This window comes from Scytonema sp. PCC 10023 (genome assembly GCF_963920835.1).
Taxonomy (GTDB): domain Bacteria; phylum Cyanobacteriota; class Cyanobacteriia; order Cyanobacteriales; family Nostocaceae; genus Kalymmatonema.
On the sequence record NZ_CAWUDP010000084.1, the window covers coordinates 25,635 to 42,152 of the forward strand.

At 44.8% G+C, this 16,518-nt stretch carries 12 protein-coding genes and 1 pseudogene; all 13 read right to left on the reverse strand.

Translation table 11 applies throughout. From position 1 onward, the window contains the following. Window positions 1–7: 7 nt before the first annotated feature. Window positions 8–1,807, reverse strand: a complete 1,800-nt coding sequence (locus tag ACM0OZ_RS36010; RefSeq protein ID WP_414587629.1) for an asparagine synthase-related protein — start codon at window positions 1,805–1,807, stop codon at window positions 8–10. Window positions 1,808–1,836: 29 nt separating this feature from the next. Then, the gene (locus ACM0OZ_RS36015; RefSeq protein WP_414587630.1) at window positions 1,837–2,928 is read right to left on the reverse strand and encodes a polysaccharide pyruvyl transferase family protein; all 1,092 of its coding nucleotides are present in this window, start codon (window positions 2,926–2,928) and stop codon (window positions 1,837–1,839) included. Window positions 2,929–2,994: 66 nt separating this feature from the next. Continuing rightward, window positions 2,995–4,113, reverse strand: coding sequence for a glycosyltransferase (locus tag ACM0OZ_RS36020; protein WP_414587631.1), 1,119 nt, complete (start codon window positions 4,111–4,113; stop codon window positions 2,995–2,997). Continuing rightward, window positions 4,110–5,018, reverse strand: a complete 909-nt coding sequence (locus ACM0OZ_RS36025; protein WP_414587633.1) for a glycosyltransferase — start codon at window positions 5,016–5,018, stop codon at window positions 4,110–4,112. The genes ACM0OZ_RS36020 and ACM0OZ_RS36025 overlap by 4 nt, the downstream gene beginning before the upstream one ends. 22 nt (window positions 5,019–5,040) lie before the next feature. Next, window positions 5,041–6,528, reverse strand: a complete 1,488-nt coding sequence (locus ACM0OZ_RS36030) for an MOP flippase family protein (protein WP_414587634.1) — start codon at window positions 6,526–6,528, stop codon at window positions 5,041–5,043. Between the two features lie 12 nt (window positions 6,529–6,540). Continuing rightward, window positions 6,541–7,524, reverse strand: coding sequence for a glycosyl hydrolase (locus tag ACM0OZ_RS36035; RefSeq protein WP_414587635.1), 984 nt, complete (start codon window positions 7,522–7,524; stop codon window positions 6,541–6,543). Then, window positions 7,521–8,120 carry an acyltransferase gene (locus ACM0OZ_RS36040; RefSeq protein ID WP_414587637.1) on the reverse strand — a complete coding sequence of 200 codons (600 nt, stop codon included), beginning with the start codon at window positions 8,118–8,120 and terminating at the stop codon, window positions 7,521–7,523. The genes ACM0OZ_RS36035 and ACM0OZ_RS36040 overlap by 4 nt, the downstream gene beginning before the upstream one ends. Before the next feature lie 14 nt (window positions 8,121–8,134). Then, window positions 8,135–9,499, reverse strand: coding sequence for an O-antigen ligase family protein (locus tag ACM0OZ_RS36045; RefSeq protein ID WP_414587638.1), 1,365 nt, complete (start codon window positions 9,497–9,499; stop codon window positions 8,135–8,137). Continuing rightward, window positions 9,496–11,625, reverse strand: coding sequence for a GumC family protein (locus ACM0OZ_RS36050; RefSeq protein WP_414587639.1), 2,130 nt, complete (start codon window positions 11,623–11,625; stop codon window positions 9,496–9,498). Before ACM0OZ_RS36050 ends, ACM0OZ_RS36045 begins: the two co-directional genes overlap by 4 nt. Window positions 11,626–11,720: 95 nt before the next feature. Beyond that, the gene (locus ACM0OZ_RS36055) at window positions 11,721–12,722 is read right to left on the reverse strand and encodes a glycosyltransferase family 2 protein (protein WP_414587647.1); all 1,002 of its coding nucleotides are present in this window, start codon (window positions 12,720–12,722) and stop codon (window positions 11,721–11,723) included. After that, a pseudogene (gene argE, locus ACM0OZ_RS36060) lies at window positions 12,705–13,538 on the reverse strand (bifunctional arginine dihydrolase/ornithine cyclodeaminase); the annotation flags it as partial. The gene ACM0OZ_RS36055 and the pseudogene argE, both read right to left, overlap by 18 nt. A 30-nt stretch (window positions 13,539–13,568) precedes the next feature. Next, complete coding sequence (locus ACM0OZ_RS36065; RefSeq protein WP_414587640.1) at window positions 13,569–14,714, reverse strand: glycosyltransferase family 4 protein; 1,146 nt, start codon at window positions 14,712–14,714, stop codon at window positions 13,569–13,571. 59 nt (window positions 14,715–14,773) lie between these two features. Next, a complete protein-coding gene (locus ACM0OZ_RS36070) occupies window positions 14,774–15,577 on the reverse strand; it encodes a WecB/TagA/CpsF family glycosyltransferase (RefSeq protein WP_414587641.1) in 804 nt (267 codons plus the stop codon). Window positions 15,578–16,518: the final 941 nt, after the last annotated feature.

The following is a 16,518-nucleotide window of genomic DNA, read 5'->3' on the forward strand; positions in this document are numbered from 1 at the left end:
CTAACTTCTAAATATGCTCTTTAGACCAAAGCAACAGTCCAACTAAAGCTTTGATGCCGGAAGCATCAATAATTGGATCTTTATACTGTGTGCGTACATCTGGAGTTGGCAGCAGTGCATTGAAAACATCTTCATGGAACAGACACCTGATATGGTCTCGATACAGTTCTGCTTGCTGACGTATAGCACGCCAACCATCATTATTGAAATCGTAAGTGCGAAAGTAATAGCGTCGCTCATATCCCAGTTTCTGCTGCTGAAATTGCCACCATCGGCGCTGTAATTTAACTAAGGGAGCTAAAAACTGATTTTTGCGACCTAAGAGTGGCTCTAGATTATATGCATTGCGGTCTAAAGGCAGTTGAGCTAACTGTGGAAAGTAAGTACATAGCAATTCCATTTGCGCTCGTCGTTGAGCTATAGTCTTCTCTGGTAAGAGAGCGCTTACTTCTAAAAGCTGCCAATTTAGCACTGGTAAGATAGGCCAAGCTCCAAAGCTAAGCTGCCACGCTGAACTACCTACATGAAACCGATTTGAGTGAAAAATTTCAAACCACCATGATCGTCTAAATTCCGTGCCAGGATAGCTTTCGTAAACTATGCGAATGCGAGCAAGAGTATCTTGTACCAAATCGTAAAATACTTCTTGACGTAAAAGTCTCTTTAGTAAATTAGGAGGGAAACCCCAACAGTTGACATTGTCGAAGAATGCTTCATATGACATCTCGTCTGGAGAGGGGGAGTATGGTGCCGAACCTCCAACGACTCTATCCATTAAGTAACCGGTGACAGTTGTAGGGGCTAATTTTTTGATATCACAGAGGATGCCCCAATCTGTACTAACATTAAAACCATTTGCAAGATGCTCCCACCTAACGACTGTGTCAGCACAGGCGGGATATTGAGCGAAGGGAACAGTTGCGGTGTGATGCTCAAAAGCAAGAGTTCGAGCTACCGAAGCTGCACACCTCATTTCAATATCAGTGCGCCTTCCTAGAGTTAATGCCGCAACATCAACATTTTGACGGCGAAGAAACCCCGCCAGCATTCGAGAATCTATCCCTCCAGACAGCAAGAGGCTAGCTCGCTTGCCGCTCATGTCATATTGAGCGATCGCCTGTTCAAGGGCTTGTGCCAACAGCTCGACTTGTTCAGCGAAAGAGAGTTGGGAATACTCAGAATCTTTCTCAGACTTGGGAAGTTGATATTGTCTGAGTTCCTTAGCAGAAGTTCCTACTTGCCAAAATAGTAAACATCCTGCGTCTAAACGTTTAATGCCTTGCCACAATGTTTGTCCATCAAATAGCCCATTAGTTAGTAGAATTCCCACAAGACCTGCGGGATTAAATGCTGGTTGGAAAAGCGGATGGTATCTGAACAGTTCCGGGCTTGAACCTACTAAAGCCACCTCACCATGAGTGTAGTAGTACACTGGGAACAAACCTAACAAATCTGCTCCCACTTTCAGCCCGTAGTGCTGATGATAGGTAACTGCCGCATAAAAGCCATTAAAAGCAGAATAAGTGTTGTCTGTAGAGTCTTTCCATAAGTTCAAAAGACCATCGGCATTGATTCTTGCGGCTTTGGTTTGGTGCATTGCATCTCCCCAAATCACAGCAGCATCCTGTTGCTCGACAGTGTGACTAATGGGAGCAGTAGAACTTGCAGCCCAAACGGCGCAGAAATTGCCTACAGAACAGGAATTTGTCACTAAGCCTTCTACTGGTGGCAATAGCGGCTCAATTTTTTTCACAAACTGCGATCGCCGCTCATGATCTGGATCTACAACAACAAAAAAGTTAGCCATGATTTTTCTCCTCTGAAGTTTTAGGTTTTTTAACCAGGGAATAATTCCAATAGTTCTCTTGCATTAGCTTCAATTTGTGAAGCATCTTTGATAAATCGACAAAATGGAATTTCTGAAGTCCATGTTGCATAGAAAAATTCGTTTTTATGGTAGGAATTAGGTAAAAATATATGAGGAATACCTAAAAGAGTCGAGAGAATGTGACCGTGTAACCGATTTGTAATAACTAGACGGTACTGTTTCAATTGATAAACTCCACTATGCATAAAACTCCATGAAGTTCGATGCAAAGAGGAATTGTATAGACTATCAAATTTACCAGCATAAGGTTGAAGATACTGCCACTTTTGTCGGGATACCCACTCTTGGGGAGTTGCTAAACCTCTTTGCCAAACTTTGCGAATAAGTCGTCGAATGATAACTGGAACAGGTGAAGCTTTAGGAGCACCTAACATCCATTTGAATGAACGCCAGTCCTCTACTATTAAGTTAGGCAGATTAATAGAGGTAGGAGAAGAATTTTGATTCAGTTCTTTATCTTGCCTGTAATGGTATAAAATAGGGAGGTTTGGATTACGTATGAATGATAATTCAGGCATTCCTGCCATGTGAAAAACCATGTCAGGTGACAATATTACCTCACAGTTATAAAAATATTTCAGCGCAATTTCATAGCTATATGTATCGCGAGTAAACAAAGTGAGATTTGGGTGAGAGTTAAAAATTTTTGCGGTTTTCTCTAAATTAGATTGACTTGTAAAGTAAATGCTCTGCGGAAGAATAATAATTGGTCTGTCTCGATACTTAGAGATAATTTCTTCACGAAATGTTTGATGAACAAGCCAAGTATCACTCAGATTACCTCCTCCATTAAGAAATATAGGAGCTTTACCGACCAGCTTTTCCATCGCTGAGTCAGAAAAATTTGTACTAGCCGCAATATAGTTAATTTTTGTTTTGGCAATATCAGTTAGATAAAATACGGATGCAAGCCATATCAAGTGATCGCCAACATTAAAGTTGTCAGGATAATCTAGGAGGGCACATTGTTCAAATTTTTCTAATTTTCCTAGCTTTGTGTGCAGAACTTCTTGAATCTTTTCAGGGCTGAAGTTATTCATGGCTAATTAGTTTTGTGAAAAATGATAGAAAAACTTGGCTAATTTAGTGTGTTAAGTTAACAGTTCCTAGTCAAAAACGCTGGTTAAAAAAAGTTTATGTTCCTTTAAAGTTTGGCTAATAAATTGTTGTAGCTTAGAGACAAAGACTGACTCAGAAAATTCCTTAGCCCGTTCAATACAGGTGCGGGAAGAGAAGCAAAGACCTTCAAATTCTTCGATCGCATGACACAAACTCTCTACAGTGGGTTCTTTAAAGAACAGTCCAGTTTTACGATCAAGGACGCTTTCTCTAACTCCCCCCTGTGCTAAGGCAATTACAGGGACACCATGCCCCATAGCCTCTATAGGTACAATCCCAAAATCTTCATAAGCACAAGGGAAAATCAAAGCTTTAGCACCTGCATAAATCTCAGACATTCTCTCATCCTCCAACACAAAGCCTAGAAAGCGGATGTCTGGACTTGCCATTGCCTGCAAGCGAGCTTCTTCACTACCTGTTCCCACAATCCAGAGAGGACGTTTAAGACGATCGCAAGCCTGGACGGCGAGCTCCACTTGTTTAGGACGTGTTAAACGACCAACATACAGGTAATATTCATTCCCCGCTTCACCTTTTCCTCGAACCGTCACAGGTGGTGGAATAACCTCTGCGACACGTCCATAGAACTTGGCAATTCGTCGTGCAACTTCCTGAGAGTTGGCTACAAATCGATCCACCCGTTGAGACGCATAGAAGTCGTATTGTCGTAAGGAGCTATTTACCCAGGTTTCGTACCAATGCTTGTACCAATGACTAGCTTGCGACTTTGTGTATCCCCACAAATATCGAGGAGGAGTATGACAGTAAGTAATGTGCTTTGTCTCCGGTCGAGTCAGCACCGATTTACTTAAGTAACCACTCGATGAAGAGAGAACTAGGTCGAACTCAGAGAAATCAAGGGATTCCCAGAAGTAGGGAATCAAAAAACGCAACGTATGGTGACGGTGAGCAATTCCGGGTATGTGTTGAGCATTAGTGGTGCGGATGTCCCACCCAGCAAAACGCGATCGCGCTGTCCCCAAGCCTGCATAGTCTACAAAAGCTGTGTAAACTGGTGCTTCTGGGTACAAACTATGCAAAACTTCCAAAACTCTTTCTGCACCACCATACTCTTTAAGATAATCATGAACCAGAGCAACTTTCATTGTTTGTGCCAACCTTCTCGAATACCTTGATACCGAGTCCAGGGAACCACGATATTTAACCAAGCTTCCCAACAACTCTCGTAAAAAGTGTGACTGCGTGCGAAAGTTTGTGTTAAAACCGTTGGCAAGAACCAACTCACACCTATAGCTGTCCTTAGCAACTCTTTGCGTCCAGTCGGTGTATGTAGATTCCAGCGTCGATGCAGATCTATTAAGGTACGAGCTTTGTAACGTTGCGATCGGCAGAAAGCTTTAAAATCAGCACGGTAGCGGTGCTGAACCAATCCGCCAGATTGGAGAAAATGAATGCGGTATTCTGTCTGAGTTTGCATACGCCAGTTTAAGTCTGTCTCCTCGCCACCAGAACGATCTAGTAACAAGCCAACTCGTTGAAACACATCCGCTCGATACATAACGTTAGCAGTACAAGCAGTAGGGAGAAAAATATGTTTGGCTCTATGACCAGGATCGTTCAAGCGTAATGCTTCATAACGTTCAATTGGATGAGTCAGTTCATAAGGTTCAATCGTTCCTGCGACTGCGCCAATTTTTGGGTCTGTAAAACCTGCAACTAAGTCTTTTAACCAGGTTGGAGAAACTACGCAGTCAGCGTCAGTACAGGCAATAAATTCCCCTCTTGCTTGTCGGATACCAGCATTACGCGCTGTGCCACAGCCCGGCTGCATTTCTGAGATGACAGTGAACGGGGTAGCTGCTAATATTTCAGCCGTGCGATCGCTTGAGTTATTGTTGACCAGTATAATTTCCAAACAGTCTTTTGGGTAGTCCAACTTGGATAAAGACTCTATAAGTGTAGGCAATACCTTTTCACCGTTATATACTGGCACAACTACTGAAACAAGGGGCGATTTACTCAAGTTGTCTTTAGACGTTTGCCATGTCATATGTTTTTTCTGGGTATAGCTATTAACCAAATTTCAACCAGCGTTTGGTAAAGCGCTCAGGCAGAATGCTAAGAGCCTCACTCAGCACTGTAGGAGCGATGAAGCGTAGTAAAATCACGTACACGATGCATCCCAACCCAATGGCAATCAAAAGCAGCGGTATTGGGGCAATGTGCAGACCAAATACTAAACCCCAGACAGCAAGACCCATACCACCTGCTGCTGTCACGACTCCACCTATGTTGTATATGTATTGGCTGTAGCTGGAGTTCACACACTTTAGTGTGTAGAATAACGACCACATCTCCATTCCAGTGTTAACCACTGTGTAACAGGTAGCGACACCAACAACTCCAAAAGGTAAGCCCACTAAGAATGAAACAAAGGCTAAAGTAACTGACACAAAGGTGAGCTTTAAGAGCAAACGAGTCTTACCCAGAGACACGAGTACTGTGCTGCTTAGCCAAGTCAACGACTGGACAATACCATTAAGTGCCAAAATTTGCAACAGAGGAACTGCCGGCAGCCACTTCTCGCCATAAACAATCCCTACAAACTGCGGAGCAAGGGCAATTAGCCCTAACATTAGCGGTGTTGTGACTGCCCCAATCAAACGGGTAGCACGGAACCAGCTAGACTTAATTTTCTCTACATCGTCTTGCAAACGTGATAGTGCTGGGAACAATACTGAACTCAGTACTTGAGCGAAACGCAGGACGGGAAACATCATCAAGTTGTAAGCCATCGTGTAGTACCCCAAAGCAGTGGCACTAATGAACTTACCGATTAAAAAGTTATCAGCATTGCGCCCAAAGTAGGCTAAGAGGTTGGAGGTGAGGACATCGCTGCCAAAACCGATCAACTCACGCACATCGCTCCAGCGAAACCACCACCTCGGTCGCCAATTGGTAACAAACCACATCAAAGTGGTTCCCACTACGGTGGTTATTGAGATGCGTGCCACCAGACTCCAAACTCCAAAACCCCAAAATGCCATCACAATTGAGCAAACTGTACCAATGAATTGTCCCAAGAGTGTACGCAACTCTAGGCTCCGGAAGTCCATCTGGCGATTGAGCAAAGCTTCTTGAGTGATACCTAACGAGAAAATCAAGAAGTTGCAGGATAGAGCTACGACCACTGGCTGCAGTAGTGGGTTGTTGTAAAACCCAGCAATCGACCAAGAAAAAACAACCCCTACCACCGTCATCACAAGTCCGACAAAGACATTAATCCAGAACACACTGGAAATCAGCTTTTCTTCAAGAGTTTGACGCTGAATCAGAGAGCTTTTCAGTCCTAGGTCGAGTACAAAGTAGACAATCCCCGTAAAGACACTTGCCATTGCTAGCAACCCGAAGTCTGTCGGAGAGAGCAATCGAGCCATGATGACACTCCAGGTTATGTTCAAAACTTGTTGAAGAACCTGCGATGCACCCGTCCAACGCAACCCAGCAAATAACTTTGAGCGGATTTTCTTAGTGCTATGATTTTCCGATTGGTCATGCATAAAACAATACGGCTATTTACCAGCGAAAGCAGCATAGCTATAGTAAGCAGGTAATGGAGTCACCTGACCTGAGGTACGGTTGCCTTCGACTAACCCAAAACGCAGAGGGTGTAAACCCGAACCCTGAACACCCCGATACCAGAAAAGTTTTTCTACTCGTGTCGCAAGTAACGGAAGCACGTTAGCGACGAAATCGGCTTTGGCTTGTTCGCCACCAACATCTGCAGAAAGACCTAATTCAGTAATCCAAAGCGGCTTTTGCACTCGCCCCAAGAAGTCGTCTACCAGACGGACGACCTGTTGAGGTTGATTTCGGTAAGGATGCAAATTGACGCGATCGCAGTAGCGTTGTAGCCCGTTATCAAGTAAAGCTTGCCAGTAACTAGAGCTAGCAGCGCCGCTAGGACCTGCTGCAACGACTGGCGCATCTCCCTGAAGCACTTGATAACTCGTTGCCAAGGTCTGAATGTAACTCTCAGGTGAACCTGCGTAGTACTTCGTTAGGTTTGGTTCATTGCCAATTTCCCACGCATCCACTAAATCACCCAAATTTGCTTTCAGCCATTGGCAATAGTCAGACAGTGCTTTAGTTTGTGGCACATCTCCCAAATCTCCATTGCCAGCATGGGGTGGAGTTCCCCAAATCATGAAAAGCACTTGAAAGTTATAATTCTTAGCAAAACGTAATGCCTCTTGGATAGAAGCTCCATCGTATGCGCCAGGTTCAGGCTCAAGTGTTGCCCAGTTGTACCAAACCCGCAGCCAACGTACACCAGCTTTTTGATAAAGCGTAAGTAATTGGTCGCGCAAGGATTTGAGACTCAGTTCAGTGCCGATGTTTAACCCAAAGTACTCCTGAGAGGGTGGTTCTGTCCCTAACTTTAAGCGAGGTGGTTTTCTTGACAACTTTGAGGAGAGTGCTTGATTCTGCGACAGCGCACAGGTACTTGTAATCGCTGCTCCTCCAATGATTCCCAGTACTGTTCTTCTTTTCATGATTGGATACCTGAGACGACCGCTTTTCTTTCTTGAGGTTGCAAGTGCTTGACAATGCACTCAGGATTGCCGATTACGACGACATTGGCAGGCACATTACGGCGAACAACGCAATCTAGTCCGACAACAGAGTTCTCGCCTATGGTGACGCCTTTGAGTATTCGTGCGCCTGCAGCAAGCCACACATTACGACCAATAGCCACAGGACGAATGCCGCTTTTATGCAGTAATTCATGTCGTGTTTCAGGATCGACATTGTGGTAGTCTGTGTCCATAATGTAGCAGTCAGAGATTAGACACTTATCTGCAATGTCTACCTGTTGGTAGCAAGCGATAGAGCAACCGTTGAGTAAACAATCACTGCCAATCGTAACTTTACCCTCACCAAATATATGATTGCGCTTGCGGATACGGGTACCGCTACTAATTGCTACCTTGACAGAGCCGGAGAGCTTTAAACGACCTGCAATCAGAACTCCTGGTTCTAGGATCAAATTAGGGTATCGTATGCTGTAGTACCACCTCCAACAATCGGAGGATAAGCGCTCTAAAAGCCGATACATTGATTGCATAGTAATTTGTCCAATGAAAGCCATTTTTGTACTCCAACTTATGTTGAACCGCTCCACCAGTGCTGGAGGCTTTGCCAAGGCGTGGGTGGTTGTGGTACTTGCACACCAGATAACCAAGGCTGCTTTGCTTTTATAGACATTTGCTCCTCCCAGTTCCAAGCACAACCCAGCCAGGCAGCTAGGACGAAGACAGTGACGCTAGCAGCTTCAAGTTCGCCGCTTGTCATGACAAACGTTAACCCTGCCCAAGCTCCAAGAGTCGGAGATAATTTGGGTTGTTTATGGATGAGCCGCAATAGAGCGACGGCGATCGCAATCCAGGCTACTATGAGGATGAAAGAGCCGAGTACACCTGTGTGGTAGAGTGTCGAGTAAACTTGAGAGTGAGAACCTAATGGCACCTCCAGGGTTTCGGAGCGACCATGAGTACCATAGCCTAGAAGAGGAGAGCGTAAGAAGGCTTTGAATGTCTCGTCATACAGAGCAAGACGAGCTGCCCCTGAATCACTGCGGTACTCAAAGAAGTACTTGTAAATTTCAACGACGACAACGGGCGAGACTAAGCCAAAAGGTATTAAACTGCCAAGAATTATCTTGCGTCCCAGACGACTACCAAACCAAATTGCCAAAAAAGTCGCAAGACTTATGCCTACTTGGGCTGAGCGTGCAGCGGCAAACCAAATTGTTGTCAAGCCACCTAAAAAACTGAGTATTTGCCAAAAGCGTTTGGGCTCACTTAACGACGCCATGCAAATGAAAATGCTCATCGTCCCAGCTAATGGATACCAATAGTAGAACGACTTGAGCCGAGGTATTGACTCCACATCCCAACCCAGTTCATCATAGCCATAGAGCTCGGCATCGAAGAATACCCGAGCCGGAATGGAAGGGACAAGCGTTGTAATGATGCTGTGGGTTTGTAACACCGAACCTGTCGCTAGCACATAACCTTGCCCAATGAATACAGCTAAGAGCTGGCAACATCCAACTATGCAGATAGCCCGGATAATAACGTGATAGCGAATTGCTAATCGACGCATGGCATACCAAACAACGACTGTGAGAACCCACACCCCAAAAATCGAACCCAGCGTTGTGATACTCCTACCAATTTCAGCAGTGCCAAGTGCCAGGTTTATGACTAATGACAGTAACCAAACACCTATATACAACCACCACATATTCCAGCCAAAAGGAAAAGTAACTTGTTTTGGCTGTCGGAAACTACGGTAAAACAAGTACCAGCCAACCAACGGATAAACAGCGATCTGAATTCCCACAATCCACCACAGAGGTACTAGAGCAATTGTCCAAAAGACTATCCGCTCAGCAGTTATGTCTAGCTCTTGTCTGCCTAGATAGCTTGTGCCAATGCTTTTTGGTGGTATCGTAGGACGAGTCATAAGTGGTTCTTGGCTCCTTGAAGACTCGCAAACTGGCGGTGGGTGAGCTTTGGCAATTTTAAGCGGTCATTTGGAGTTTGCACTGGTAGTTGATTGCTTTCAACACCAATGATCACCTGACCCAACAGACGCGTACTCCAGGTTTGTAAATTTTCCGCAGAAGCCTCTACCCGACGACGACCCAAGCGCTTTGGACACACGACCCAAACCACACCATCAGACATTGATGCTAGCACCGTCGCGTCAGTACTGTGGGAGACTGGAGCGCAGTCGATCACAATCAGGTCGTACTGCTTGCGCTTCTGTTCAAGTAAAGCAAGCCATTCCTTATACATGACGACAGAGGGTATATCGTCGGAAGACAAAATATCGAAGTTAGACAGCACTTTATGCTGAATTGTATGTCCCAAAATCTTACCATTCAGGTTATGCTCAGCACTGTGCTGACTTTGGTCGGTCTGCCAAAATTCAGGTTGAGCGGCAGAGCGTTTGTCTGCATCAATAAATAAAACGCGATGACCAGAGCGTGCTTCAAGTAATGCCAAGTTCTTAGCCACTGAGGAGCAACCCTCGGCAGGAGCCCAACTGCATACAGCTACAATCTGTACATTCCGTGGTAGCATCCTTATATTTGCTTGGAGTAGTTGGTAGCTGCTAGCAAGCCGGCTCTCATCTAAGTTTTCCTCTGGGGATAATAGTCCATTGCCATACCAAGGTACGGTGGCAATGATTGACAGTGGCAGGATGTCTCTAAGTTCAACAATCCCATCTAGGTCATTGTTGCGGCATCGGCACAACCAAACGACACCGAGTGAGATGCCAGTGCTGATGACTGCGGCAAGAGTAAAAAGCAGTTGGCGGTTTGGTGCTGCTGGTGTGAGATTAACTTCTGCTGGCTCGACAACACGAACATTACTAATGTTTTGCTCCTCAGCAATTTGACTAGCAGTATACTTCTCCTTAAAGGTGAGATATTCTTTTTGGGCTGCTTCAGCAGATTGTTGCAGCTGTGTCTGCTGCTTGATCAACTGCGGAAGCTTTTTGGAGCGCTCTTGTAGCTGCTGCAACTGCTGAGATAATTTGCCCAGTCGAGTCACCTGAGCAAAGCGTTCTGTCTCTAGTTCAACCCACTTCTCAACTAGGCGTTGATGCAAAGGATCTGTGGGAGATAAGGCGTTTGCTTGGTTTCCTACTAAGCGAAGCGATCGCTCCTGAAGCAGAACCTTAAGTTGATTGCGCTTCTGTTTGGCAGCCACGACTTGAGGGTTTTGATCAGTGAAGCGAATTTGCAATTGAGCTAAATCAGTTTCAGCCAGCACCAATTGAGTTTGCAACTGTTGATAACCAGCCTCCTGGCTTAAGCCCGCGACATTCACCGCAGCAGTCAGATCAGAAGGCAATTGCGTTTGCAAACGAGCAATTTTCTGCTCTGTAGAAGCAAGTTCAGTTCGCGCTGTATTAACTTGTGTTTCCAGGTTATTTAATGCGTTAGTCAGTGCATCAGTTTCGACAGTTGTCCCTAAGAAACGATTTTGGCTCTGAAATTGTTCGAGTTGGTTCTGAGCTTTCTTCAGTTGATTTGCAAGCTCTGGTAGACGTTGTTCCAGAAACTTCCGCGCCGATGCTCCCTTTTCACGATTGTTAAGCAGGTTTTCTTTGATATAGATATCGACAACAGTCTGTACGACCTTAGCAGCTAATGAAGCTGATTTTGATTTGTACGTAATTTCTAGTAAATCCGTTCCTTCTACGGCTTTAACTGATAATTCCTTAAAAGGAACCTGTTTTTCTGACAGATTTAGCTGCGCCAGAGCCTTTTTAAAGACAGGGTACGATTTTACCAAAGCTACTTGGTTGTTGATGGGGTTTACCCGCTCGCCTACTGTATCTAACCTTCCCAACTGAACCTGAGTGTCCAAACCAGTCAATTGTTCAGTACTACGTGGATACTCAATCAGAACCTTAGAGGAGGATGAATAAATGGCAGGAATGCGGCGAATGATTACGGTTGCAAGACCTAGCGAGAGTGTCAATGTCAGCAATAAAGGCCAACGCTCTTTGCTCAGCGCTTTAAAGACGCGCATTGCAAAGGGAAGACGAGATGGAAAATGCCAATCAGTAGTCACGGTAAACTCTTATAATCAAAACTCAGTAGTTGGCAGGCATAAACATTGTTATTTATATGCTGTTATGTACAGTGTTCCCAAACTGAGTAGCAAAATTACCATAAGATTTGATTTTTTTTGGAATGATCTTGAAACCAACCTGTAGCAAAGCGATGCCCTAACTGCAACATCCCGTTAAATATAGGTTTCGGCGCGATCGCCTGCAGAAAAATTGCCGCAAAAGTGATCGGTGCCCGTTGATCTCTCCAAAGTACCTGAGGTGAAGTGCGTAGCGCTTGCAGGGCATGTTGATAAGCTTTTGGGTAATTTCCTTCTACAAAAGCAGCCCTCGCCATCCAGCGATGAGTACAGGCGATCGCCAATGGTGCAAGCCGCTTAATGCTGTCTGGTGCATAAGTCGCAATTTTTGTCAAGAATGCCTCCAGCCCTTTGAGCATCCGTTGTGTATCGGCTGTGAAACTGGCAGGGTGAATGCGATATTCAGTCAACTGGTGAGGAACGAGTCGGAAATGATGACCATGAAAAGCTAAGCGAACCCACAGTTCATGATCTACAAAACGACGCAAACTCTCATCAAAGCCACCAGTTTCCTCAAGGACTGAGCGACGAACGACTGCGGTACTACCGTTACCCAAATAGTTTTTGAGCAGCAAAGCCTCGTGTGTTATAACTTTCTGAGTTTGAGCCATAGATAACCCAGTTCGTTGACCTTGCTTATTTATAAAAACTGACCAATCATAACTCACTGAGGCGTTGGGATCTTGTTCAAGTGCTTGTCGGTGAGCAGCCAATTTCTCAGGACACCAGCGATCGTCAGCGTCCAAAAATGCCACAAATTCGCCAATCGCGGCGCGGATACCCGTATTGCGAGCAGTAGCCAATCCACCATTGCTACGACGTACCAAATGTACGCGTGGATCAACAAAAGAAGAAACTATTTGAGCCGTATCATCGGTAGAGCCATCGTCTACGACAATAACCTCAAAGTCTGTTTCGGTTTGAGCGAGAACCGAGTTCACACAGTCCGCAATGTAAGCACTCACGTTGTAGGCGGGGATAACTACGCTGAATTTTGGTGTGTGTGCTGGCTTTCGCACTGGTTCTGTTACTCGTAGTGTTAAGCATTTGGCAGCGCCGCCAGCTTTGAGAAATTCTGTCAATGGTGTTTCAATGACTTGGAATCCGACTGCGGTTAAGCGGTTTTTGAGTTCATCACTTGCCTTGTTCATGATGACAACAGAGTCAATGTTAACTGTGTTGCAGGCAAAGTTCACTGCATCTGCTTCTTGAATGGGAATCCGCTTTTCTGGCGGTACCCGCATTTCAATTAAGCGGTTGGAGTAGGCATCAAACGCGGCTGGATAGTAAAGTAAATAACCACCGCTCAGGGGACAAAAGCAAGTATCCAAGTGATAGAACCGCTCATCTATCAACCGCAGCGAAAGCACTTCAATGTCTAGCCATTTTGCTAGATATGAGTGTGAGTCTAACTGGGAGCGGAAGCCGTATCCAGCCCATAGCCAACGTCCTTCCCGATCTAGCAGTGCATCTCCAGCGCCTTCAAATGACAAATCTTGAGGCAATTCATGTACAGTGTAGCCCTGGGACTCAAACCACTGTTTGAAGTACGGTTCTTCTCCCTGACGCTCTTTATGGAGGAATCGGCTGAGGACAACGTTATTTCCCAGAAGCAGTCCTGCATTTGCCGTAAATACCATATCAGGCCAACCAATTTGAGGTGGCACCAACTCCACTGTGGCATATTCTTTAATGATTTGGAATAGTCCCTGCCATTGTTCAACAGCGCGATCGCGCGAAGATTTATGAACGTTCCCTTCCATCCAAGGATTGATGACATAGTCAACGTCATAGTGGTCAGGAGAACACATGAGGAAGTTGATTGGAAAAGTCATGAGAGGAAAGACCTTTAAATTATTTATAAGTTATTTAGCTAGTTCGGATGAATGCCCGGACAATCGCGGTACTTCACGTTGGTACAATTGTCGGTAGAGTGATTCATACTGTTGCCAAGTACGTTCAAATGTCCATTGGCTCCAGTAGTCTGTCTGAGCTTGCTTACCCAAGCGATTACGCAGCGTCGTATCACTTAGTAAAGTTTCCAAAGCGTCACCCAAACCTTGAGAATTTGCAGGCATACAAAGGAGACCGTTCTCCTCGTGGCGCAAGACTTCGAGGTTACCGTCCACTGCTGTGGCAAGACAGGGTAAACCGACTGCCATGGCTTCAAGCAGTGCTAAAGGTAAACCCTCGTATAAGGAAGGTAAAACAAAAGCGTCAGCCAATGCTAGCCATTCTGCGACATCTGCAGTATGACCTAGAAAAAGTAAATCTTGAAGAATTCCTAATTTTTCTGCTTGAGTACGGAGTTGAAGCTCTAACTCACCTCCCCCAGCCAAGACAAAGCACCAAGACTGGCGTAGGCTGGGAGGTAACGAGGCAATAGCTTCTAGCAGATATGTATGACCTTTCTGGGCAGCAAGACGAGCCACTGTTAGGCAGACGCGGCGATTGGCTCGCTCAGTGTCCCTTGGGCGATTGGCTTTGCCACTGCCCGTTGCGCAATCGCTAATTGCTGAAGGTAAGTTCTGACGTAGAGATTGCACTCGTTCTAATTTAGGATTGCGAGAAAAGACGCCGTTGGGAATGAGCGCGCGGCGGGAACTTGGTAATTGGAAAAAGTCAGCGTGGTGTTGATCCATAGAACGGGAGCAACCCACAACAATGTCCGCAAAAGGTGTTAATCGGCGGTGCGTACGATAGGCAATGTGATTAGTTTGTACACTCGGTGGAGCTTGAGATATTAAATTGATCAGCAACGAGCAGTAACGGTCATGAACGTGTATAATATCGTATTGTTCTGTACGCAAGCGTTGCCAAAGATGCCACCAGTCTAAAGCTTTGTTGCCAGTAAAAAATCTTTCTGCCCCTACTGAGGTGGCGACTGATATGTCTCGAGCTAGAATTGTCACGCTGTGACCACTATTACGGGCAGCAGCGGTAAGGTCAGCGACTACTTGCAGCGCACCGCCACCTGTCCGAAATTGATAGATAGCTTGTAGGATCTTCATATTTTAAGAAGAAGGCAGATGGGAAAACTTTTGCGTTGATGGTATGTAACAGAGGCGACTTAAATGGTTGTGGAGTGGGAAAAACTGCCTGAGTGTTCTAAGTTTCCCATAACAGAATTGTTAATAGGTTGTGTGTCTATGATCTTGGCAGTGCTTTGATTCAGCTTAGCTAGGGCGATCTGTAGCGCAAAAGCTGGATTGCCCAGTAAATAGCGAGTTGCTAAACGTTTAGGTTCACGGTATAGGCGATATAACCACTCCAAACCTTTGTTTGAAAGCAGCGTTGGACAATCCGGGACAACTCCTGCTAGCCGATCTATGATTGCACCGCCAGTCATGATGACGTTGACGCCAAGACGGTTCCGGTATAGTCGAACCCAGTTTTCCTGAACAGGCATTCCCATACCTACTACTAAAATCTGGGGTTTGGCAAGATTTATTTGCTCAATAACTGCCTCGTTCTGATACGGATCTTCCATTGAGAAGTATCCGTCGTGTCCAGCCAACTTAATGTTTGGATAATTAACTTTTAACTGCTCCAAAGCTACCTGCAAATGCTCAGGTCGTGATCCAAGCAAAAAGAGTGACAAACCATGCTGATTACAATGTTCCAGCAGTTTCGGCATTAAGAGCGTGTAAGAAACTCGGTACTCTATTGGTAACTTCTGCCCCTCCACATAGCGAATAGCATTCAGGATACCCATGCTGTCGCAAAGGGTAATATCTGCACTCTGCAAGAAGTCGTAGAACCAGGGCAACTGCACAGAAAGATTAAAACCGTGCACATTGTAATGTCCTATAGTAATTTTTCTGTCTTCGATGCAAGCTTTGTGAATGCCTTCAATAATTGAAGAGACGGTCATACAAGAAATTCGTCGGCCTAGTAGATGCACATCGAAATTTGGTAAAGCTTCTAACGGATGATAGTATTGTTTCACGAACATAGTTTTAAATATCTATTTTTTAGAAAAGAGATTAGCAATAGCTTTGAAATCAAAATTTAAGTATCTAAGCAAAATTATTTTCACGCTGAATCCTAACTGAATAGGCGTTTGACCCAATTTTTTATAGGTAATTTAATTTGCATAAGCACTTATCTTTGATAACTGATACAACTTGGAATTAGTGAATTCAAGAAATTAATCTTGTTTTTGGACTAAGTCTTGAAGTTAGCATCTCTCAAAGACTTTGTTTTTTGCTATCTCTTTTATAATTCTTCTGAGAGCAAAATAGTTATCTAAACAGTAAATAGGCTATAAAAAATCAGTGAAGCTTATGATAAAGCGTGGAGACTGATTGATGAAGAATTGATGAAACACTAATTAGATGTCAAAGAAATGAATCAATAATAAAAGCCCTATACAAACTATAGATGAAGTTCACAATTATTCAATACGAAAATACACTTAACGAAGATAAGCTTAACAATGTGTCTCTATAGCAATTTTGATTGAAATTTCAGAAGCTGCCTAAAGATAAAGGGTGATGTTGGCGTAAAACTAGCAAATACACTGTCAGTAGCTCATAAACTTTTTGCACCTGAAAATATGCATTTTAAAGCCCTAAGTACTAAGCGCAAAGTGCTTTATTTTCGATAAAAAGTTCATACTCTCTTCCCGCTACAAGATGACCTATCAATTCCTTGGCGCGTTCTTGGCTCAGGAGCGGTAGCCTACGGCACGCCCTTCACCGTGGGCACGCGGCTTGGGCGAACGGGTAAGCGCAAAGCGCACGCTCCGCGCCCTTCAAACTGGAGTTTAGACTAACACATGACAAAATGACCCAGCAGCACTGAGTTTACAAG